The sequence below is a fragment of the Gordonia amarae NBRC 15530 genome (assembly GCF_000241345.1).
GTDB lineage: Bacteria > Actinomycetota > Actinomycetes > Mycobacteriales > Mycobacteriaceae > Gordonia > Gordonia amarae.
This window is the reverse complement of sequence record NZ_BAED01000050.1, coordinates 75,732-97,848: the sequence shown is the minus strand read 5'-3', so window position 1 is coordinate 97,848 and position 22,117 is coordinate 75,732. Positions and strand designations below refer to the sequence as shown.

Genomic DNA, 22,117 nt, shown 5'->3' with positions numbered 1-22,117 from the left:
TATGGATCCCGTGATCGCCGCCAACGGCGACCTGGCCTGGATGCTCGCGGCATTCGCGCTTGTCCTGCTCATGTTCCCCGGCCTGGCCTTCTACTACGGCGGAATGGTCGGCGCCCGAAACGTTCTCAACGTGATGACCATGGTCCTGTCGACCCTCGGTATCACCAGCGTGCTGTACGTCCTGTATGGCTACGGCCTGGTCTCCGGCGACTCGATCGGCGGTGGTTTCATCGGCAACCCGATCGACTACCTGGGCCTGCAGGGTTTCCAGGCCGACGACGGCAGCGGCACCACGCAGCCGATCTACTTCGCCGGCTGGTTCATCCTGTTCGCCGCCATCACCATCGCCATCGTGGCCTCCGGCGCCGCCAGCCGGATGAAGTTCACCGCCTGGCTGGTGTTCGCCCCGATCTGGCTGACGCTCGTGTACTTCCCGATGGCGCACTGGGTGTTCTCGGCCGACGGCGAGGACGGCTTCCAGGGCGGATTCCTGCTGAACGACATCAAGATCCACGACTACGCCGGTGGTACCGCCGTGCACATGAACTCCGGTGTCGCGGCGCTCGCGCTGGCGCTGGTGATCGGTTCGCGCAAGCGTAAGGTCGAGCGCCCCAACAACGTTCCGATGGCCCTGCTCGGCGGCGGCATCCTGTGGTTCGGCTGGCTCGGCTTCAACGGCAGCTGTGCGCTCGGTGCGAACTTCCTGGCGCAGTTCGTGATCGTCAACTCGCTGCTCGCCGGCAGCGCCGGGATGATCGGCTTCTGCGTCATCGAGCGGATCCGCGAGGGGCACGTCACCTCGCTCGGCCTGATGACCGGCGCCATCTCCGGCCTCGTCGGCATCACCCCCTCGGCCAATGCCATGAGCCCGATCGGCGCGCTCGGCGTCGGCATCTTCGCCGGTGCCGTGGTGGCCTTCCTGCTCAGCCTCAAGGGCAAGGTCAAGGTCGACGACGCACTCGACGCGTTCGCCGTCCACGGCGTCGGCGGCATCGTCGGCACCCTCTGCGTGGTGCTGTTCGCCTCCGAGTCGGCGCCGGCAGGTGTGCGCGGCATCCTGCTCGGCGGTGACTGGGACATCCTCTGGCGCGAGCTCGCCGGTATCGCCATCACCTGCGCGTTCTCGTTCATCATGACCTACCTGATCGCCAAGGCCATCGACAAGACGATGGGCCTGCGCGTCGACGACGAGACCGAGATGGAGGGCCTCGACCCGATCATCCATGCCGAGTCGGCCTACGAGATCCCGGCCGCGGGTGTCGGCCACGGTGGACTGACCGCGGCGTCGGCGAGCCGGATCGCGACGATGGATGCGGCGGCACCGGCCAGGACAAGCACCACGTAGCGCCCCTCGCTGAGGTGTTATCCCGACGAGCCTCGGAACCTGGTGAGACGACATCGTCGTCTTGCGGGGTTTCGAGGCTCGTCGCTTGCGCTCCTCACACCTCAACCAGCAGAGGTGGCTTGCGCTCCTCACACCTCAACCGGCGGAGGTGGCTTGCGGCGGAGGTGCCTCGGCCGGTCAACCACTTGCTGGTTGAGGTGCGAGCTTGCGAGCCTCGAAACCTGGTGAGACGAAGAAGGACACGAGCAACTCACTGGTCGGTAACAGACCCGAAACAATCCGGGTGTCTACTATGTGTGAACATTGATTCATCCGAGTAGACACCCTGCTCGGCCCTTCCTCCCGGAGACCACCATGACAGACACCACCGAGACAGGCACCAACGAACTCGCCGACCTCTGTGCCAAGCACAGGATCAGGTTCATCCTCGCTATGTTCGTCGATCTGCGCGGCAAGCCCTGCGCGAAGCTCGTGCCGGTCTCGGCCGTCGACGAACTCGCGACCGACGGAGTCGGATTCGCCGGCTACGCCGTCGGCGCCATCGGGCAGGAACCCAAGGATCCCGACCTGATGGCCGTTCCCGACCCGTCGTCGTTCCTGCCGGTCCCGTTCATCAAAGAGGGTCTGGCCATCGTCCACTGCGATCCGCACGTGGAGGGCAAGGCGTGGCCGTTTGCCCCGCGTGTCATCCTCAAGTCCCTCATCGCCCGCGCCGCCGACGCCGGCTTCGAGCCGTGGGTGGGTGCCGAGGTCGAATACTTCCTGCTCAAGAAGGCCGCCGACGGCCGGCTGGTGACCGCGGACGACGCCGACGACGCCGACCAGCCCTGCTACGACGTGCGCGGCCTGACCCGCATGTACGACCACCTCACCAGCGTCTCCGACGCCATGAACCAGCTCGGCTGGAGCAACTACGCCAACGACCACGAGGACGGCAACGGGCAGTTCGAGCAGAACTTCCAGTACGCCGACGCCCTCACCACCGCCGACCGTGTCATCACCCTGCGCTACATCCTGAGCACCTTCGCCGCCGAACGCGGCATGCTGGCCACCTTTATGCCCAAGCCGTTCGCCGAACGCACCGGATCCGGTCTGCACCTGCACCTTTCGCTCACCTCCGCCGGCACCCCGGTCTTCCCGGGCACGGGAGGCGAGGACGACCGCGGTCTGGGGCTGTCGCCCACCGCCTACGGCTTCCTCGGTGGCGTTCTCGAACACGCCCCCGCCCTGCAGGCGCTCATCGCGCCGACGGTCAACTCCTACAAGCGAACCGGTGCCACCGCCACCCGCTCCGGCGCCTCCTGGGCACCACGCCGCGCCACCTACGGCGGCAACGACCGCACCCACTACGTGCGCGTCCCCGACGAACAGCGCCTCGAACTGCGTGGCGGCGACGGCTCGGCCAACCCGTACCTGGCCATCGCGGCCGCCCTCGGCGCCGGACTCGACGGCATCAAGCGCAGTCTCGACCCGGGCGCCCTCGGCACCTGCCCCGCGCACATCAGCGAATTACCGCTTACCCTGCTGCACGCGGTCGAGGCGCTCGACGGTGACGCCGTCGTCAGCGGTGTGCTCGACGCCGCCATTCCCGACGGCTGGCCCGCCGATGCCCAGAAGGTGTCCGAGTACTTCTCGCACCTCAAGCGGGAGGAGTTCTTCTCCTGGCATTCGGCGGTGTCGCCGTGGGAGGTCGAGAAGTACCTCACGGCGTTCTGAACCCTGCGTCACGGCAGTGGTTGCGGACGTATGTATCTCACGGGGTTTCGAGGCTCGTCGCTCGCGCTCCTCGCACCTCAACCGGCAGTGGTCGGCGAATTGATCAACGAACTCGAAGGAACATAGACATGTGTGGAATTGTCGGACTGCATCTGCGCAACCCGGAACTTGAGCCGCGGCTCGGGGAGCTGCTGGCCCGGATGCTCGGCGAAATGCAGGACCGCGGAGCCGATTCGGCCGGTATCGCCGTCTACGGCAACGACGCCTGGTCGCCCGCCGGGCACGGCTGCGTCAGCGTCCTGGAGGTGGACGTCACCCCGGCCGACGCCGCCGCGGCACTTACCGCCGCCGTCGGGCAGACCGTCGAGGCCAAGCTCGTCGACGAGACGCTGGTCATCTCGGCGCCCGTGCAGTCCGAGGAACTGCTCGCCGTGGTCAAGGCCACCTATCCCGACGCGCTGATCGCCGGCTTCGGCGCCGACCTCACCGTCCTCAAAGGTGTTGGCGCACCGCGTGACCTGGCTCTGAGGTGGGGTCTGGACGGGGCGTCGGGCTGGCAGGGTGTGGGCCACACCCGGATGGCCACCGAATCCGCCGTCACCCCGTCGGGTGCGCATCCGTACGCGGTGGGCCCCGAGCAGTGCCTGGTGCACAACGGTTCGTTCTCCAACCACGCCACCATCCGCCGCGAACTACGCGCCGCCGGAGTCGGATTCGACAGCGAGAACGACACCGAGGTGGGTGCCCGCTTCGTCGCCCACCAGCTCGCCCAGGGCAAGGATGTGGAGACCGCGCTCAAGGAGGTGTGCACCACCTTCGACGGCTTCTACACGCTGCTGGTGTCCAACCACGACTCGTTCGCCGTGGTGCGCGACGCCATCGCCTGCAAGCCCGCCGTCATCGCCGAAACCGACGACTGGGTGGCCATGGCCAGCGAGTTCCGCGCCCTCGCGCACCTGCCGGGTGTGGGCAGCGCCCGCATCTGGGAGCCGGAACCCGAAGTCGTCTACGCCTGGACGCGCTAGCGGCCACCTATCCCGATTGGAGACAAACCGTGACTGACACCATCGCCGAGCCCACGATCGCCGGCACAGACAATCTGCACAGTTTCGATCTCGCGGTGACGCCGCTGCGTGAGGTCAACTCGACGTTGCACGGGCCGATCACCGGCGAGGTGCTGATCACCAATCCGGCCGGCGCCCACAGCGTTGCGGCGGGCGTGAACGAGCCGATCAGCATCACCATCGACGGCCACGTCGGCTACTACGCCGCCGGGATGAACCAGCAGGCCACCGTGCTCATCAAGGGCAACGCCGGCACCGGCGTGGCCGAGAACATGATGAGCGGCACCGTGATCGTCGAGGGCAACGCCTCGCAGTCCGCGGGCGCCACCGCCCACGGCGGGCTGCTCGTGGTCAAAGGCGATGCCGCGGCGCGTGCCGGTATCTCGATGAAGGGCGTCGACATCGTCATCGGCGGCAACGTCGGCCACAACAGCGCGTTCATGGCGCAGGCCGGCCGCATGGTGATCCGCGGCGATGCCGGTGACGGACTGGGGGATTCGATCTACGAGACCCGGCTGTATGTGCGCGGTTCCGTCGCCTCGCTGGGCGCGGACTGCATCGCCAAGCCGATGCGTGAGGAGCACGTGAAGGAGCTGACCGAACTGCTGCAGGCCGCCGGGTTCGGCGACGACGATCCGGGGGAGTACACCCGGTACGGGTCGGCGCGGACGCTGTACCACTTCAAGGTGGACAACGCCTCGGCCTACTGAGGTTCATCGCCGGTCGGCCCCACCCGCCGGTTGAGGTGCGAGGAGCGTTGGCGACGAGCCTCGAAACCTCGTGACAGGACATCGCAATCTCACCGGGTTTCGAGGCTCGCAAGCTCGCACCTCAACCGGCGAGGGGATACTTAAGGACTTTGAGAAATGACTGACAAACTGAGTGTGGAACAGCGCGGGCTGCGGGAGTCCGCCACCTTCGACCGCAACACCATCGCCGCCATTCAGCGGGCCGCGCAGACCGGTATCTACGATATTCGCGGGTGGGGCGCCAAGCGCGCGCTGCCGCACTTCGACGACCTGCTGTTTCTGGGTGCGTCGATGTCGCGGTACCCGCTGGAGGGGTACCGGGAGAAGTGCGGCACCGATGTGGTGCTGGGCGCCCGGAATGCCAAGTACCCCTTGCATCTGGACACCCCGGTCACCATCGCCGGCATGAGCTTCGGTGCGCTGTCGGCCGGTGCCAAGGAGGCCCTCGGGCGCGGCGCGTCGGAGGTGGGCACCTCCACCACCACCGGCGACGGCGGCATGACCCCAGAGGAGCGCGGGCAGTCGAAACACCTGGTGTACCAGTATCTTCCGTCGCGGTACGGGATGAACCCCGACGACCTGCGCAAGGCCGACGCCATCGAGGTCGTGCTCGGTCAGGGTGCCAAGCCGGGCGGTGGCGGAATGTTGCTGGGGCAGAAGATCTCCGAGCGCGTCGCCGGGATGCGAACCCTGCCCGAGGGCATCGACCAGCGCAGCGCCTGCCGGCACCCCGACTGGACCGGCCCGGACGATCTCGCGATCAAGATCAACGAGCTGCGCGAGATCACCGACTGGGAGAAACCCATCTACGTGAAGGTGGGCGCCACCCGCACCTACTTCGACGTCAAGCTCGCCGTGCACTCGGGCGCGGATGTGGTTGTGGTGGACGGCATGCAGGGCGGCACCGCCGCCACCCAGGACGTGTTCATCGAACATGTCGGCATCCCCACGCTGGCCGCGATCCCGCAGGCCGTGCAGGCGCTGCAGGAACTCGGTGTGCACCGGCAGGTGCAGCTCATCGTCTCCGGCGGTATCCGCAACGGCGCCGACGTGGCCAAGGCGATGGCGCTGGGCGCCGACGCCGTCGCCATCGGCACCGCCGCACTGATCGCCCTGGGCGACAACGATCCCCGTTACGCCGAGGAGTACGAGAAGATCGGCTCGGCCGCCGGTTTCTACGACGACTTCCAGGACGGGAAGGACCCGGCCGGCATCACCACCCAGGACCCGGAACTGGCGGCCCGCTTCGATCCCGTCGACGGTGGCCGTCGCCTGGCCAACTTCCTGCGTGTGATGACGATGGAGGCCCAGACCATTGCCCGCGCCTGCGGCAAGGCGCACCTGCAGCACCTCGAACCCGAGGACCTGGTGGCGATTTCGATCGAGGCCGCCGCGATGGCGCGGGTGCCGCTGGCCGGCACCTCCTGGATCCCGGGGGCCGGGCTGTGACGGATACCCCTGTGAAAGACACGGCGGGCGTGGTGATCGTCGGCGGTGGCCTGGAGGGGGCCGCCACGGCGTGGGCGCTCGCTGAGCGTGGCGTCACCGATGTGGTCGTGTGCGAACGCGGTACCGTCGCCTCGGGGATGACCGGCAAGTCGTCGGGCATCGTCCGCTGCCACTACGGGGTCAGTTCGCTGGCCGCGATGGCCGCCTACGGGCTCGAGGTGTTCGAGAAGGCCGAGGAGATCTTCGGCACCGACATCGGGTTCCGGCAGACCGGCTATGTGGTCGGGGTCGGCGAACCCAACGTCGAGGCCATGCGCAACAGCCTTGCCGCGCAGCGTGAGGTGGGTGTGCAGACCGAGGAGATCGACAAGTCCGAGGTGGCCGGGATGTGGCCGGGTGCCGACCTCGAACCGTTCGCGGCGTTCGGCTGGGAACAGCGTGGCGGCTACGGCGACGCCTATCAGACCGCGCAGGCGTTCGCGACGTCGGCACGGGCGGCCGGGGTGCGCATCAAGCAGGGCGCGACGGTCACCGGGCTGGTGGTCGAGGGCGACAACGTCACGGGTGTCACGCTTGCCGACGGATCGACGATCTCGGCGGACACCGTCGTCGTGGCCACCGGGGCGTGGACCGCGCCGTTCCTGGCGCCGTACGGCATCGACGTGCCCATCAAGGTGCACCGCGAACAGATCGTGATGATCGACCCGGGTGTGGAACTCGGTGCGGTGCCGGTGTTCTCGGACCTGGTGTCGCTGCAGTACGTGCGGCCCGACGTGCGCGGGGAGATCCTCTTCGGCAACAGTGACCTGGCCGAACTGGAGATCGCCGACCCCGACTCGTACCTCAACCGGGCCACCGAGGAGTTCATCGACCTGACCGTCGAGAAGGTGGGGACCCGCTTCCCCGGCTGGACCGAGGCCGCCATTTCCAGCAGCTACGCCGGCTGCTACGACGTGACCCCGGACTGGAACCCGATCATCTCGAAGGGGCCGCTGGACGGGCTGGTGATCGCCGCCGGATTCAGCGGCCACGGGTTCAAGATCTCGCCGGCCGTCGGACGCCTGGCCGCCGACCTCGTCATCGACGGACGCAGCAGTGACCCGCGGATCCCGGAAACCGATTTCCGGTTCTCCCGGTTCGCCGAGGGTGACCTGCTCACCACCCGCTTCCCGTATGTGGGGGCGGGGGAGATGCGGTAGCTGCGACTATCCTTGGCCCGATGACAGCCGACCACAGCACCGTCGAAACGCATCAGGACGCAGAACTGATCGACGCCGCTGCCGCCGCGGCGCTGATCCGCAACCAGTCGGGCACCGCGCGAGAACGCACCGTCGACCAGCCCGTCGAGGAACTCGAACTGGAGACGGCCATCGCCCGTAACGTGCGCAGGCTGCGGCTGCAGGCCGGGCTGTCCGTCGGCGACATGGCTGCCAAGGCGGGCATCTCCAAGGCGATGCTGTCCAAGATCGAGAACGCGCAGACCTCGTGCAGCCTGAGCACCCTGGCCAGGCTGTCCACTGCCTTCGACGTGGCCGTGACCTCGCTGTTCCGGGGCGCCGACGTCGAACGATCGGCGGTGTACGTGAAGGCCGGCGAGGGGGCGGAGATCGTGCGTGAGGGCTCGCGGGAGGGCCACGAGTACGAGTTGCTCGGCTCGCTGCGCGGCGAGCACAAGCGGTTGGAGTGCCTGTTGGTGACGCTGACCGAGAAGTCGGTCACCCAGCCGCTGTTCCAGCACCCCGGCACCGAGTTCCTCTACATGCTCGAGGGCGTCATGGACTACGCGCACAGTCGCTCGGTGTACCGGCTCTCGCCGGGCGACTCGATGCAACTCGACGGCGAGGGCGTGCACGGACCCGTGGACCTGATCGAGCTGCCGGTGCGCTTCCTCTCAGTGATCGCCTTCCCCGACTCGGCTGTGTAACGAATCGGCAGTCGATCAAGCGGGCTATCGACTCGGGTGTCGCCGAGGTCTATCGTCGTTTCTCAGGTGAGCGTTACAGGTGCGGATCCGCGGGTTCCATCACAAGCCTGAAACTGCGAAAAGTGCCGAAAGACCCTAATTTTCGGCGAAATGCGATTAGCCCGGGTAACCGTGCCCCCAGTGCTGGTGTCGCACGATTATTCGTCTGTACGGGTGACTGCTTCTTGGCATATATTCAGGATCGCGGCGGGGTGCTTTACGTTCGAACATCACCAGATTGCTGAAGCGAATCAGCGCGATCGGTGGTGTCGATACTGAATGTAGGAGAAACAGATGACTGCTTGGCTCGTGACCGATGAACTCATGACCGGTCCGGCACCGGTGGCGGCCGGCCCCGTGCCGCGCCCTGGCCTGGCCACGCCGAGGCTCAGTGCTCGCGAGGTCGAGATCCTGTCGACCTGGCTGGTCTGTGACACCAAGGTGGAGGTGGCCGAGCGGTTGTTCGTCACCGTCGCGACCGTGCGCACGCATCTGGCCCGGATCCGGTCCAAATACCGCGACGCCGGGCGGCCCGCGGGCACCAAGATCGCCCTGCTCATCCGGGCCGTCGAGGACGGCTACTGCACCCTCGACGACATCGCCTGCAAGCTCGACTTCGGGGCGCAGGAGGATGACGACGATCTGGTGACCACGCCCGTGGTGTCCGTCGTCCGCTGAGACATTCGTGCCTGGTGTCACGCCCACACATCCCGTAAAGGCGGGTGCGTGGGCGGTCGCCTGTGTATTAGCATCGGCAGTGCGACTGGCGTAGCCGGAGTACCGGCATGGAGCGTTTATCGACGACGGCATCGACCGCCTGGGTGCCGACGATGGACCGAAAGGATGCGCCCATGTCCGCAGCGGCAACACCGCCCGCACAAGCGACCACAACCGCACGCCACCACGTCGTCGTCATCGGCTCCGGATTCGGCGGTCTCACCGCCGCCCGGGAACTGGCCAAGGCCGACGTCGACGTCACCGTGATCGCCAAGACCACCCACCACCTGTTCCAGCCGCTGCTGTATCAGGTGGCCACCGGCATCATCTCCGAAGGACAGATCGCACCGCCCTTCCGCGTGGTGCGCCGCAAGCAGAAGAACCTGACCGTGGTGCTCGGTGAGGTCGAGGACATCGACATCAGCGCCAAGACGGTCACCTCGCGGCTCCTCGAACGGGTCACCACCACCTCGTACGACAGCATCATCATCGCCGCCGGCGCCGGGCAGTCGTACTTCGGCAACGACCGGTTCGCCGAGTTCGCGCCCGGTCTCAAGACCATCGACGACGCCCTCGAACTGCGCGGACGCATCCTCGGGGCGTTCGAGCAGGCCGAACTGTCCGACGACCCGGAAGAACGTGACCGGCTGCTGACCTTCGTCGTCGTCGGCGCCGGTGCCACCGGCGTGGAGATGGCCGGGCAGATCGCCGAGATGGCGCGCAAGACGCTCAAGGGCACCTTCCGCAACATCGACTCCACCACCGCGCGGGTGATCCTGCTCGACGGCGCGCCCGTCGTGCTGCCCCCGTACGGCGGCAAACTCAGCCGCAAGGCCGCCGAGAAGCTGGCCAAGCTCGGCGTCGAGGTGCAGCTCGGCGCGATGGTCGTCGACATGGACTACGACGGCCTCGTCGTCAAAGACTCAGATGGCACCACCCGCCGCATCGAGAGCCAGTGCAAGGTGTGGTCGGCCGGCGTCTCGGCCAGCCCGCTCGGCAAGCAGCTCGAAGCGCAGAGCGAGGTGGAACTAGACCGGGCCGGCCGCGTGAAAGTGCTTCCCGACCTGACTATTCCGGGTCACCCGGAGGTATTCGTGGTGGGCGACATGGCCTTTGTCGACGGTGTGCCGGGCATGGCGCAGGGCGCGATCCAGGGCGCGCGGTACGCCACCGACGCGATCAAGGCCGGATTGTCCGGCGCCACAGCGCAATCCCGCAAACCGTTCAGCTACTGGGACAAGGGGTCGATGGCCACCATCGCCCGGCTCAGTGCCGTCGCGCAGATCCCGATCCCCGGCACCAAGAAGAAGATCGAGATCGCCGGCTTCCTCGCCTGGCTCGGCTGGCTGTTCCTGCACCTGATGTACCTGGTGGGCCACCGCAGCCGGTTCACCACGTTCATCGACTGGACCCTGGCGTTCACGACCCGCTCGCGCAGCCAGCTCGCCATCACCGAACAGCAGGTGTTCGGGCGGTCGGCGATCGCGCGGCTGGAACAACGTTCAGGTGAAGGCAAAGAAGTAGCCTGACCTCACCCACTGCCGGTTGAGGCGCAAGGAGCGCGAGCGACGAGCCTCGAAACCCCGGGAGACGACAATGTCAGCTCACGGGGTTTCGAGGCTCGGTCGCAGGGCGACCTCGCACCTCAACCGGCAGTGGGGGCTTTAACCGGCGGGGGGCACCTGTGATGCGCGATAGTGAATGTCGTCAGCTGCGATCAGATAATGGAGGTGCTGATGGCCGCGTCGGCGATCACCGCACGAGCGATCACCCAGTCGGGGCCGTGGGGGCCGGTATACGGGCCCGTCGACCTCGACATCCCCGAAGGGGGACTGAACGTGCTGGTCGGTCCCGCCGGCAGTGGCCGCACCGCGCTGCTGATGACGCTGGCCGGGCGGATGAAGGTCAAGAGCGGCCACCTCGACGTGCTCGGCGAGTCCGCGCCCCGCGGTATCTTCCGCAGGTCCGGGATGGTCGGCGTCGAAGGACTCGACTCCATCTACGAGTCGGTGCGCGTCGTCGACCTGCTGACCGAACAGCTGCGCTGGGATGCGCCCTGGTACACGCTGGTGGGGAGGGCCCGGCCCGACGACCTACGGCGGGTGTGCGGCCCGGTGTTCGGTGACCTGCCGTTGCCCGGACTCGACGAGTACGTCGAGGAACTCCCCGAACTCGACGGGTTGCTGCTGAGGATCGCGCTCGGCAACACCAAGAACCCGCCGCTGCTGGTGGTGGGGGCGATCGACCAGGTGGCGAACGCCCGCGATCAGGTGCTGCTGGTGGACCGGCTCGTCGCGCTCGGCGCGCGGCAGACCGTCATCACCGCCTCGGCCAACCCGCTGCCGGCCGAAGCCGGCTGGCACACCCAGACACACGTGCCCAATCTGATGCAGCACGAACTCATCATCGACCACATCGACGCAACCCGGGAAGGTGGTCGCTGATGCTGGCCGGAATGTCGCTGGGCACCGAGATCAGGCGGTACTCGCGGGGCACGCTGCCACGCATCGCCGTCATCACCATGGTGCTGTTGCCGCTGCTGTACGGCGCCCTGTACCTGTGGGCGTTCTGGAATCCGTTCGGCGAGGTCAACAAGATGCCCGCCGCGCTGGTCAACCTCGACAAGGGCGCCGACAACGGCGGTAAGAAACTCAACGCCGGCGATCAGGTGGCGGAGGCGCTGAAGACGTCGGGACAGCTCAACCTCACCGAGATGTCGGCCGAGGACGCGCGGCGCGGCGTGGCCGACGGCAAATACTACTTCTCCATCACCCTGCCCGAGGACTTCTCCGAGGCCGTCGTCTCGCCAACCACGGACAATCCGCATAAGGCGTTGCTGCAGTTCACCTTCAACGACGCCAACAGCTACCTGGCCAGTGTCATCGGGCAGAACGCTGCCCGCGAGGTGCTCAACAAGGTCGGCTCCACCATCGGGCAGCAGTCCGTCGACCAGGTGCTCGTCGGGCTGACGACCGCGGGCAAGGGGATCGACAAGGCGGCGGCCGGATCGAAACAGCTTGCCGCCGGACTGGATACGGCCGACTCGGCCGCCCAGCAACTGTCCGCCGGTGCCAAGCTGCTCTCGGAAAATCTCACGACCGCCCGCGAAGGCGGTGCCCAGTTACAGTCCGGGGCAACACAACTCGCCGCCGGTGTGGAGTCGGCAACCGGGCCGTTGCTCGGGGTGATCAACCAGATCCAGAGCTCGGGCGTCACACCGTCGTCGTATCTGACCCAGGCGCAACAACTGAGCACACAACTGCAGCCGATACTCAACGGGCTGTCCTTCGCGGGCTCGGCACAGTCCGAGGCCTACCGGTCGGTACGGCAGATCATCACCTTCCTCAGACTCGATCCCAATCCGGCGGTCCGGGAAGCGGCCAAAACCCTTGCCCCGGTGGCGACCTTCCTCTCCACCCAGGGTCTCACCCCGCAGACCACCGCCCAGATCAACCAGCTGAAACAGACCAGCACGACGTTGACATCGCAGCTGTCGAATCCGGGCCTGCAATCGATGCTGGCCATGCTCGAAAGCGGGCAACTCGGCACCCAGGTCACCGCGCTGCGCGACGGGTCGGCGCAACTGAAGACCGGCGTCGACACCCTGGCCGGGGGGCTGACCCAGCTCGCCGCCGGCGGGCAGCAACTCGCCGACGGAGCCGGGCAGCTCGCCGCGGGCACTCCGCAACTCAAGGCGGGCGCACAACAACTCGCCGCCGGACTCGATGACGGGGCCAAACAGGTACCCAAGTGGAGCGACCAGCAGCGGCTCGGGACCGCGCAGACGCTGTCGGCGCCCGTGGCGCTGGACATGTTCCACCACAACGAGGCACCCAACTTCGGGTCCGGGTTCGCGCCGTTCTTCATGACCCTGGCGCTGTTCATCGGCGCGATGCTGATCTGGATGATCCTCAAACCGCTGCAGTCACGGCCCATCGTCAACGGCGTCGGCGTCATCCGCACCGTGCTCAGCTCCTACTGGCCGGCCCTGCTCATCGCCGCCGGTCAGGGCGTCGTGATGTACGCGGTGGTGCACCTGCTGCTCGGCCTCGACGTCGCGCATGTCACCGGGACCATCGCGTTCGTGCTGCTCATCGGCGCCACCTATCTGGCGATCATCCAGATGTTCAACGCGGTGTTCGGGATACCCGTGGGTCGCGTGCTGACGCTGGCGTTCCTGATGGTGCAGATGGTGTCGTCGGGCGGCATCTATCCGGTGGAGACCACCGCCAAACCGTTCCAGTTCCTGCACCCGTTCGACCCGATGACCTACGCCGTCAACGGGATGCGCCAGCTCATCAACGGCGGTATCGACGAACGGCTGCCGATCGCGATCGCGGTGCTTCTGGGGCTGTTGCTGGCGGCGCTCGCGGTCAGTGCGTGGGCGGCGCGCCGCAACCGGGTGTACACGATGGACCGGCTGTACCCGCCGATAGAGGTTTAGCTGAACAGGAGGCGGACCAGGCCGATGAGGCCGACGACGACGATGATCGAACGCAGGGCGGTGGGGGAGAGCCTGCGGCCATAGCGGGCACCCAGCACGCCGCCGATCAGGGAGCCGGCGGCGATGAGCCCGGCCGCCGCCCAGCTGATCCGGTCGAACGCGGTGATCGTGTAGGTGACCGCGGCCACCACGTTCACGATCAGCGACAGCAGATTCTTGACCGCGTTCATGCGCTGCATGTCGTCGGGGACGATGATGCCCAGCGCCGCGATCAGCATGATGCCCTGCGCCGCGGTGAAATAGCCGCCGTAGATGCCGATCAGGAACGTCGCCGTCAGCATCGCGGTGATGCGCACCGGCGTCATCGGCAGCCGATGATGGTCGGAGCGTTCGTCGGCGACGGCGCGGATGTCGAAACCGGTACGGGCCACCACCCACCGCTGGATGCGGGGCTGCGCCACCACCAGCAGTAACGCCGCGACCATCAGGATCGGGACCACCGCCTCGAACACCGACTCCGGCAGATGCAGCAGCAGCCAGCAGCCGACCAGCGCGCCGCAGAACGACGCCGGCATCTGCCACTTGAGCTGCTCCCACTGCCCCGACAGCTCGCGCCGGTAACCCCAGGTACCCGACACACCGCCCGCGACCAGGCCGATCGCGTTGGAGATGGTCGCGGTGACCGGTGCGTAACCGAACGCCACCAGCGTCGGGAAGGTGATCAGGGTGCCGCTGCCGACGAGCGTGTTGATGGCGCCCGCACCCAGGCCCGCGGCGAAGACGGCGAGGATTTCGGCGATCGTCATGCTCTACACCGTGGCACGGCCGCCGGTGGCGTGCGTATCGGGGGCGGTCTGAGTGTCAGGCCGCGGTTGTGCCGCGGTGTCCGTGTATCGCTTCGTAGGCCTCCCGCTCGGCGTCGGCCTCACGTCGGCGGCGCTGGGTGAGGGTGGTGGCCTCGAGGCCGTTCTTCTCCAGGCGCCGACTGCGGTTCTGATCCATGTAGGTGATGGAGAAGATGAGCGCCAGCGAGGCACCCAGACCCACCATCGCCAGCCGGATGCCCACCTCGCCCGGGAAGCCGAAGTACAGCGCGACGTAGATCGGCAGGAAGGTGAACTGACTGCGCAGCAGGTGGCGCGGGACGGCGAAGCGGCCGGTGAGGTCGTTGTACACCCAGGAACGATTCTTGGCCGGGAGCGCGGCGCTGTAGGCGTAGGCGATCCACCGCAGGGGGTTGGGCCGGCGGATCGGGTCGTCGCGCCCGTCGGTTGCCGGGGTGGTCGCTGCTGGCGTACTCATGAGGCCCTCACTGTGATCGTGGGTTAATTGATCGTGTGCTATCGAATATCGCACAATCAGGTTTGCGATTCAATCGTGTGCGATCGAATTCACGTAGAATCGACGCATGGCCACCACGCTCCGACCCGGTAACACTGCTCTTGGGGAGAACCCGCTGCTGCTCGACCGGCAGGTGTGTTTCGCGCTCGCCGTCGCCAACCGGTCGGTGCTGCGGATCTATCGGCGGCTCCTCGATCCGCTCGGCCTCACCCATCCGCAGTACCTGGTGATGCTGGCGTTGTGGGAGTCCGAGCCGATGGCCGTCAAGGCGATCGGCCACGTGCTGCAACTCGACTCGGCGACATTGTCACCACTGCTCAAACGACTCGAAGCAAACGGACTCATCGAACGGCGCCGTCGCGGCGACGACGAACGCAACGTCGACATCGTCCTCACCGACGCCGGCCGTGACCTGCGCGAACAGGCCCTGGCGATCCCGCCCGCCGTCGTCGACGCGCTCGGCGTCGACTGGGACGACCTCCTGGAACTGCACAGCGCGCTCACCAAGGTGAACGCGGCCGCCCTGCGAGCCGAACACAAAGGTTCGGGCGGCGGCGACTAAGGTCGGTGGGGAACTCGAACAGGGAGGCGCGTCGATGTCGACGGTAGCGATTGTGGTCATTGTCGTCGTGGCGGTGGCAGCGCTGTTCCTGCTCATCGGTGTCGTGTGGTTCGCCTACGACTCCAACAAACGGGTCCGCAACTTCGCTCGCTCCACCGACCTGATCCCCGGCCAACCGGGCCGAGCCCCGCAGTCCTGGATCACCGACACCTCGCGAGAAGCGCTGCTGCATCAGCGGATCCGCTACGCCATGCTCGACGTCCATCAGAATCCGGCCCTGCCGCACGATAATTCGCTCGTCGCCGCGCGGGACCGCCTCGACGACGCCGCCTTCGCGCTCGACGACCGGCTGATCGCCGTCGCCGACACTGAACCCGGCGACACCCACGACGAGGCCCTCGACCGCGCCGAGGCCGCGATCAAGAAACTGGAAAAACTCCCCAAGAAACTCTGGGAAGCCCCCACCGACCAGCAACTCGAAGACCTCGCCGCCGCCGCCGCCGCCGTCCAGGCCGGTGCCGCCCCGGAGTGATCAATCCGGAATCCAGGTGTCAGTAGATGACACCTGGATTCCGGTTAGATGAGTGTCAACTCGTCGTCGATGCGGGTTGCGTCCGTGAGGTAGCGGGCGTGGGGAGCGGTGCGTTCGATTGTTGTCGCGTTGAGGGTGTCCACCTCGGTCACCCATGCTGCGGCTTCGTGCGGTAGGCGTCCGCCCGCCACGTGCCGCAGGAGGAGGCGCTCACGTCGTACATCGTCGGGTGCGTCGAGATACCAGGTCACGTCGAGGAGCGGTCGCACGCCGCCCCAGGGTGACTCGTCCAGCAACAGATAGTTGCCTTCCACGACGACGACGCGGGTGTCGGGATCGACCAGCCCGGTCGCCGCGATGGGGTCGTGCAGATCGCGCCGGTAGTCCGGAATGAATATCGGAGCGGTGCGACCTGGTCGGCGGATGCGGTGCAGCAGTTCGATGAGTCCCCACACGTCGAACGTCTGCGGGCTACCCTTCTCCTGACGTAGACCGAGGCGGTCGAGCTGTGCGTTCGACAGGTGGAACCCGTCCATCGCCAGTACGGTCGCCGGTAGCCCGAGTGCGTTGAGCGCAGCGGCGATCCGGCTTGCCGAGTATGTCTTCCCAACACCGGGTGGTCCGACAAGTCCGACGACGACAGTCCTATCGGACACCACAGCCTGCTCAGCGATCGCCGAAACCACCGCACCCGCCGTCGTCCGCACCATACCCACCATGCCCTCAACTATCCGGAAGCCAGGTATCAGTATGTGGCACCTGGATTCCGGATAGATGGGGTTCTCCGACGCAACCGCTGATTCCACAGGGGGGCGGGTTATCCACAATTTGGGTTTGGGTTATCCACTGGCGCCTGAGCGGCCGCACTGTTGTGGGTATGACTTCTGCACTCGACGAACTGTTGCAGCGCCAGGATGGGGTGATCGCACGGCCCCAGGCAGTCGATCTCGGACTGTCTCCGAACGAGATTCGACGCAAACTCCGCCGTCGCGACTGGACTGCCACCGCTCCGGGGGTATACGTCCGGCACACCGGTCCGTTGACGTCGAAGCAGCGGGAATGGGTGGCGGTTCTGCATGCCTGGCCGGCTGCGCTGAGCCACTCGTCGGCGATCTGCGCCGCCGGTGGTGATACCCAACCCGACGGTCCGATCCATGTCGCGATCGACGCCGAACGCCGGGTCGTCGATGACCACGACATCGTCGTACACCGCATCGCGGGAATGAACGATCGTGTGCTGTGGACTGCGTCGCCGCCCCGGATGCGGATCGAAGAAGCCGTCCTGGACGTCGCGTCGTCGGCCACCCGTCCCGAACGTGCGATCGCCTGCTTGTCCGACGCGGTGCAGTCTCGTTCGACGACGGCGGACCGACTGCTGGCCGCACTCGATTCCCGTCCCCGGATCCGGCTACGCGGTTTCTTGCGCGGGGTCCTGATCGACGTCCGCGACGGTACCTGCTCGGTCCTCGAACACCACTACCTCACCAAAATGGAACGGAGGCACCAGCTACCGAGGCCTCACCGTCAGTCCCGAACTACGTTGGGACGTCCGGGCTTCCGTGACCTCGAGTACTCGAAGTGGGGTGTGGTCGTCGAACTCGACGGACGAATGGCGCATGACAGTGCGACCGCCCGCGCCTTCGATATGGAACGGGACCTCGACGCCGCCGTCGACGGCAACCTGCTCACCTTGCGGATCGGGTACCGGCAGGTCGTCGGCCGCCCATGCGCAACCACCCACAAGGTCGCCAAAGCCCTGCGCAACCGAGGCTGGCAAGGCACACCCACCCGATGCCCCCAGTGCCCACCCACTTAACCGGAAGCCAGGTGTCAGTATGTGACACTTGGATTCCGGATAGATGAGATGCTCTGGGGATGTCGCGACGTGTGGTGCTGATTCGGGCGGTGAATGTGGGGGGTACGGCGAAGTTGCCGATGGCTGAGTTGCGGGAGGTCGCTGAGACGCTCGGGGCGTCGGAGGTGTCGACGTATATCGCGTCGGGGAATCTCATCTGTGTGCCGCCGGGCGATCCCGGCGAGTTCGATCAGGCTCTTGAGGCCGCGATCGAATCGCGGTTCGGGTTCTTCCGGGAGGTCGTCAGCCGGTCGGTGCCCGAACTGGAGGCGGCGGTGCGGGCGCATCCGTTCGAGGTGATCGACGAGAAGTTCAGCTACCTGTACCCGCTCACCGGCACACCCGGCACGGCGCGGGTAACAGAGTTTGCCGCACGATCTTTCGGGGACGACAGGCTAGCCGTCATCGGCGACGACCTGCACATCCGTTACGCAGCCGGCGCGGGCACCTCGAAGCTGACGCCTCCGGTGATCGCCAAGGCGCTCGGGGTCACCGGGACCGGACGGAACCTGCGCACCGTCGCGAAACTCATCGCGCTCGCCGGGTAATTCACAGTCCGTTCGCGGCGATGAAATCGGCCAACAGCCTGGCCGGCGGGGATTGCAGCGCGGTCGCCGACGTCAGGGCGATCTCGCGCCGATGCCCATCTCCGGCCAGGGGCACATCGACGGCTCCGTCGTCGGGCAGGCCGCCGCCCACCGGCAGGAGCGCCACGCCCAGTCCGCGCCGGACGAATTCGCGGACCGTGGCGAACTCGGAGATCTCGACGTCGATACGGGGATCGAATCCGGCACCGGCGCACCATGTCTCGGTGAGCTGCCGCAGATTGTAGGCGGGAGGGTTGGCGATGAACCGTTCGTCGCGTAGCTCGGCGAGACGGATCCGGCGTCGTCCGGCGAAGCGATGGTTGTCGGGGAGGACGGCGCAGATCCGCTGAACGCCGAGCACCGTGTGCGGCAGACCGTCGGGTGCCGGGATGGTGACAGCCAGATCCAATGCGCCACTGCGCAGATCGTCGATGAGTGCGGCGCCGTGGGCCTGTTTGAGTTCGAGCCGGATACCGGGGTTTCGTCGATTGAACGCCTCCAGCAGGTCGGGCACCGCGCCCGAACCCATAGTCAGCGGAAAGCCGAACCGCACCGTGCCGTGTTCCGGGTCGGCGTCGGCCGCGACATGGGTGAGGGCCGCGTCGATCTCGCGGAGAGGTCCGTCGACGAGCTGCGCGAGCCGGACCGCGGCGGGAGTCGGCCGCACCTTCCGGCCGTCGGGAACGGTCAGCGGCACACCGAGCCGATCCTCGATGGCGTGGATGCGTCTGCTCATCGACGACTGCGGGATGCCCAGGGACTCCGCCGCGGCGGTCATGTGACCGTTGTGCGCGACCAGTTCGGTCAGCGCGCGCAGGTGTGGCGCGAGTCCGGTCATCCATTCATCCACTATCGGATCATATCCAGCCGATTGCATATTGGACGGAACGATCGCCGGAGACGACGCTGATAGGTATCAGAAGCCGAGAGAAGGGTGAAACGATGGGGGCCGGGAGATCAAGCGAGACAACGCAGTACGACGATGCCGACCTCGTGCTGATCGGTGGTGGCATCATGTCGGCGACGCTGGCGTCGATGATGGCCACCGAACACCCGGACCACCGAGTCCTCCTACTGGAGAAGGCTCCCCGCCTGGCCGGTGAGAGCAGCGACCCGTGGAACAACGCGGGTACCGGTCATTCGGGATTCTGCGAACTCAACTACATGCCCGACCCCGACGACCCGGCCAAGGCCATCGGCATCGCCGACCAGTTCCGGGAAACGCGACAATGGTGGTCGCGGCTGGCCGAACGCGGCGCCGTCGATCCGGACCGTTTCCTGAATGAGGTTCCGCACATGACCGTCGTGTTCGGGGAGCGTGACGTCGACTACCTGCGGCGCCGGTTCACGACACTGTCGCAGCACGAACAGTTCGCGGGTATGGAATTCTCCGACGACCCGGCGACCATCGCAGCGTGGGCCCCACTCACCGCCGGCACCGACGGACCTATCGCCGCCACCCGGATACGGCACGGTGCCGACGTAGACTTCGGTTCACTGACACGGCAACTCGTCGAGTCGAGCGACTGCGAGGTCCGGCTGGGTCATGACGTGCGCACCCTGCGCAAGCAGCCCGACGGCCGGTGGCTGATCAGCGGTCGCGACACCGAGAACGGACATGAGTTCGTCGTTCGCGCCGGTCATGTGTTCGTCGGGGCGGGCGGGATGGCGTTGCGGCTCCTGCAACGGGCCAAGGTCGCCGAAGTGCGCGGCTACGGCGTGCTGCCGGTGGGTGCGGCCTTCTTCCGCACCGACGATCCCGACGTCGTGGCCCGGCACGAGGTCAAGATGTACGGCCAGGCGCCCACCGGCGCACCGCCGATGTCGGTGCCGCACCTCGACAAACGCATCGTCGACGGCCGCGGGTATCTGATGTTCGGGCCGTACGCGACATTCGGCACCAAGCTCCTCAAGGCGGGCCGGTTCACCGACTTCTTCGCCACGCTGCGGTGGCACAACCTGCATGTGATCGTCGCCGCGCTGCTGCAGAACCTGCCGCTGATCGGCTACCTCATCGGGCAGCTCGCGACGACCCGCACACGAAAGTTCAACCAGCTCAGCCGGTTCTATCCCGGCGCTGACATCACCCAGTGGGAGCTGATCGCAGCCGGTCAGCGTGCACAGCTGGTGACTCCGGACCGTCGTCGTATCGGGGTGCTGCAACAGGGCACCGAACTGGTCGTGAGCGCGGACCGCTCGATCTCCGGCCTCCTCGGTGCCTCCCCCGGAGCATCAACAGCAGTCCCGATCATGCAGAACCTCATGCGCCGCTGCTTCCCCGACGAGTGACCGCACTATCCGGAATTCTGGTGTCACATCCTGACACCAGAATTCCGGATAGTCGTGCTAGGGCGATTCGGCAGCATCATTGGTAGTCATGGCGGGAGACTTGTCTACGGCGGATGCGGTGGTGCGGGCGATTGTGGCGCGTGCCGCAGCGTCCGATCGGACCGTCGTCGTCGGCCTGGTCGGGCCACCCGGAGTGGGGAAGACGCACTCGGCGAGCAGGATCGTGGCCGCACTCAACGCGGTGGCGATACCGGCGACGGTGTTGGCGATGGACGGGTTTCACCGGTCGAACGCGCAACTCGACGATCTTGGCCTGCATCAGGAAAAGGGCAGTCCCTGGACGTTCGATGTGTGGGGGTTGATCGACATCCTGCTTCGCGTGCGCGAATCCGGACGAACCGCTCCGGTATTCACCCCCGACTACCGTCGTGATCTGCATGAGCCGGTCGCGGCAGGCGGACGGGTTGATCCCGGAACACGAGTCGTCGTCGTGGAGGGCAATTATTTGCTGCTCGATGACGGTCCGTGGGCGGGGTGCGACCGCTTCTCGACATCAGCTGGTACCTGGATGCGCCGGACGACGTGCGCGAGGAACGACTCGTCCTGCGCCACGTCGCCGGCGGACGGCCACCGCACGATGCCGTCCGGTGGGTTGCGGACGTCGACGGACCGAACGCGACCACCATCAAACGCACCGCAACCCAAGCAGACTTCACCACCGACGCATTCCGGTCAGATCGGTGGGCAGTCGGGGTCCGGGATTGCCGTATCGGTTTCGGAAGGCGGTGCCTGCGTTCCATTTTCGTCAGGTAGTGGTGTTCGAGAACCGAGTAGCTGCCGTCTCGGACGTCGAGGAGGACTTCGCGCAGGAAGCTGCGCGAGCGGATCCGGGAACGGGAGTCCAGTGCGATGAGCAAGCGGCCCGCTGTCGTCGAACGGGACTGCACGGCGTCGGACAGGCAGGCGACGGCCCGCTCGGGTGTGGTGGCTGTGGCGGCGACGTCGAGGACGGCTTCTTCGATGAGCATCCGGGGCGGGGAGGTGGTCCAGAGCACGCGGTCGTCGAGTCCTGTAATGCGGTGCACGACGATGCCCTGATCCTCGATGACTTTGCGGTCAGCGTCGATGGCGACGTGGATGGGTCCGTCGGGCTGGGTTCCGCTGCCTGCTGCGTGGATCGCCGACCCATGACTCAGTGCGGCCGGCCAGGCGTGCAGCACCGCAACCCAAGCCCGTTGCGACGAGGTCAACGGGCCGGTGTGCCCGACATAGACGCCTGGTGTGGCCGCCGTCCAGTCCCGGCGGCGCAGTTTGCGGCGGATGTCGCTCGGCGACAGATCGAGCTCCACGGCCTGATGGCGTGCGATGACATCGTCTTGGCGACGCATCAGGTCGTCGAGCGGGGAAGTTATGGGTCTACTGTGCCGTCGATCGGGCCGCAGAAGGCGCCGTGGACGAAATCTGTGGACAACCCCGTCGCTGTGGATACGCGGGTTGCGTGATT

21 protein-coding genes and 1 riboswitch are annotated in these 22,117 nt (G+C 66.7%); of the genes, 16 read left to right on the top strand and 5 right to left on the bottom strand.

Translation table 11 applies throughout. The annotated features are described in order from the left end of the window. Window position 1 precedes the first annotated feature (1 nt). The 11 genes from GOAMR_RS14365 (at window position 2) to GOAMR_RS14315 (ending at window position 13,447) form a co-directional block, all read left to right on the top strand. Complete coding sequence (locus GOAMR_RS14365; protein ID WP_005189111.1) at window positions 2-1,345, top strand: ammonium transporter; 1,344 nt, start codon at window positions 2-4, stop codon at window positions 1,343-1,345. A gap of 354 nt (window positions 1,346-1,699) precedes the next feature. Further along, window positions 1,700-3,061 carry a type III glutamate--ammonia ligase gene (gene glnT / locus GOAMR_RS14360; protein WP_005189109.1) on the top strand — a complete coding sequence of 454 codons (1,362 nt, stop codon included), beginning with the start codon at window positions 1,700-1,702 and terminating at the stop codon, window positions 3,059-3,061. A gap of 128 nt (window positions 3,062-3,189) precedes the next feature. Beyond that, entirely contained in the window at window positions 3,190-4,086 is an 897-nt protein-coding gene (locus GOAMR_RS14355) for a class II glutamine amidotransferase domain-containing protein (protein ID WP_005189106.1), read from the top strand. A 29-nt stretch (window positions 4,087-4,115) separates the two neighbouring features. Continuing rightward, entirely contained in the window at window positions 4,116-4,835 is a 720-nt protein-coding gene (locus tag GOAMR_RS14350) for a GltB/FmdC/FwdC-like GXGXG domain-containing protein (protein WP_005189104.1), read from the top strand. Window positions 4,836-4,991: 156 nt separating this feature from the next. Continuing rightward, a complete protein-coding gene (locus GOAMR_RS14345) occupies window positions 4,992-6,323 on the top strand; it encodes an FMN-binding glutamate synthase family protein (protein WP_005189101.1) in 1,332 nt (443 codons plus the stop codon). An 11-nt stretch (window positions 6,324-6,334) separates the two neighbouring features. Next, window positions 6,335-7,522: an NAD(P)/FAD-dependent oxidoreductase gene (locus GOAMR_RS14340; protein ID WP_005189098.1), complete on the top strand. Its 1,188-nt coding sequence runs from the start codon at window positions 6,335-6,337 to the stop codon at window positions 7,520-7,522. 20 nt (window positions 7,523-7,542) lie between these two features. Continuing rightward, entirely contained in the window at window positions 7,543-8,247 is a 705-nt protein-coding gene (locus GOAMR_RS14335) for a helix-turn-helix domain-containing protein (protein WP_005189095.1), read from the top strand. A gap of 333 nt (window positions 8,248-8,580) precedes the next feature. After that, window positions 8,581-8,964, top strand: a complete 384-nt coding sequence (locus tag GOAMR_RS14330) for a helix-turn-helix domain-containing protein (protein ID WP_005189092.1) — start codon at window positions 8,581-8,583, stop codon at window positions 8,962-8,964. Window positions 8,965-9,035: 71 nt separating this feature from the next. After that, window positions 9,036-9,116, top strand: a riboswitch (ZMP/ZTP riboswitch). A gap of 21 nt (window positions 9,117-9,137) precedes the next feature. Then, window positions 9,138-10,532, top strand: coding sequence for an NAD(P)/FAD-dependent oxidoreductase (locus GOAMR_RS14325; RefSeq protein WP_005189089.1), 1,395 nt, complete (start codon window positions 9,138-9,140; stop codon window positions 10,530-10,532). 195 nt (window positions 10,533-10,727) lie between these two features. Then, complete coding sequence (locus GOAMR_RS14320; protein ID WP_138943744.1) at window positions 10,728-11,447, top strand: ATP-binding cassette domain-containing protein; 720 nt, start codon at window positions 10,728-10,730, stop codon at window positions 11,445-11,447. Further along, a complete protein-coding gene (locus GOAMR_RS14315; protein ID WP_005189082.1) occupies window positions 11,447-13,447 on the top strand; it encodes a YhgE/Pip domain-containing protein in 2,001 nt (666 codons plus the stop codon). The genes GOAMR_RS14320 and GOAMR_RS14315 overlap by 1 nt, the downstream gene beginning before the upstream one ends. Here the strand turns inward: GOAMR_RS14315 and GOAMR_RS14310 are convergent. Further along, window positions 13,444-14,253, bottom strand: a complete 810-nt coding sequence (locus GOAMR_RS14310) for a sulfite exporter TauE/SafE family protein (protein ID WP_005189075.1) — start codon at window positions 14,251-14,253, stop codon at window positions 13,444-13,446. The genes GOAMR_RS14315 and GOAMR_RS14310 overlap by 4 nt on opposite strands. 55 nt (window positions 14,254-14,308) lie before the next feature. Next, window positions 14,309-14,749, bottom strand: a complete 441-nt coding sequence (locus tag GOAMR_RS14305; RefSeq protein ID WP_005189072.1) for a DUF5313 family protein — start codon at window positions 14,747-14,749, stop codon at window positions 14,309-14,311. Between the two features lie 106 nt (window positions 14,750-14,855). On the opposite strand from GOAMR_RS14305, the gene GOAMR_RS14300 reads away from it, so the two are divergent. Both GOAMR_RS14300 and GOAMR_RS14295 read left to right on the top strand, forming a co-directional pair. After that, on the top strand, window positions 14,856-15,350 hold the full coding sequence (locus GOAMR_RS14300) for a MarR family winged helix-turn-helix transcriptional regulator (RefSeq protein WP_005189069.1): 495 nt from the start codon (window positions 14,856-14,858) through the stop codon (window positions 15,348-15,350). Between the two features lie 34 nt (window positions 15,351-15,384). After that, window positions 15,385-15,882, top strand: a complete 498-nt coding sequence (locus tag GOAMR_RS14295; protein WP_005189066.1) for a hypothetical protein — start codon at window positions 15,385-15,387, stop codon at window positions 15,880-15,882. Window positions 15,883-15,926: 44 nt separating this feature from the next. Here GOAMR_RS14295 and GOAMR_RS14290 read toward each other — a convergent pair whose 3' ends face one another. After that, window positions 15,927-16,601 carry a nucleoside/nucleotide kinase family protein gene (locus GOAMR_RS14290; RefSeq protein WP_050942733.1) on the bottom strand — a complete coding sequence of 225 codons (675 nt, stop codon included), beginning with the start codon at window positions 16,599-16,601 and terminating at the stop codon, window positions 15,927-15,929. Between the two features lie 158 nt (window positions 16,602-16,759). Between GOAMR_RS14290 and GOAMR_RS14285 the strand changes: the two genes are divergently transcribed. Next, window positions 16,760-17,698, top strand: coding sequence for a putative endonuclease domain-containing protein (locus tag GOAMR_RS14285; protein WP_005189056.1), 939 nt, complete (start codon window positions 16,760-16,762; stop codon window positions 17,696-17,698). Between the two features lie 59 nt (window positions 17,699-17,757). Next, window positions 17,758-18,285 carry a DUF1697 domain-containing protein gene (locus GOAMR_RS14280; RefSeq protein WP_040515343.1) on the top strand — a complete coding sequence of 176 codons (528 nt, stop codon included), beginning with the start codon at window positions 17,758-17,760 and terminating at the stop codon, window positions 18,283-18,285. Between the two features lies 1 nt (window position 18,286). Here GOAMR_RS14280 and GOAMR_RS14275 read toward each other — a convergent pair whose 3' ends face one another. Then, window positions 18,287-19,174: a LysR family transcriptional regulator gene (locus tag GOAMR_RS14275; protein WP_040515341.1), complete on the bottom strand. Its 888-nt coding sequence runs from the start codon at window positions 19,172-19,174 to the stop codon at window positions 18,287-18,289. A gap of 92 nt (window positions 19,175-19,266) precedes the next feature. On the opposite strand from GOAMR_RS14275, the gene GOAMR_RS14270 reads away from it, so the two are divergent. Further along, a complete protein-coding gene (locus GOAMR_RS14270) occupies window positions 19,267-20,613 on the top strand; it encodes a malate:quinone oxidoreductase (protein ID WP_005189050.1) in 1,347 nt (448 codons plus the stop codon). 410 nt (window positions 20,614-21,023) lie between these two features. Here GOAMR_RS14270 and GOAMR_RS24225 read toward each other — a convergent pair whose 3' ends face one another. Then, window positions 21,024-22,001, bottom strand: a complete 978-nt coding sequence (locus tag GOAMR_RS24225; RefSeq protein ID WP_005189048.1) for a hypothetical protein — start codon at window positions 21,999-22,001, stop codon at window positions 21,024-21,026. Window positions 22,002-22,117: the final 116 nt, after the last annotated feature.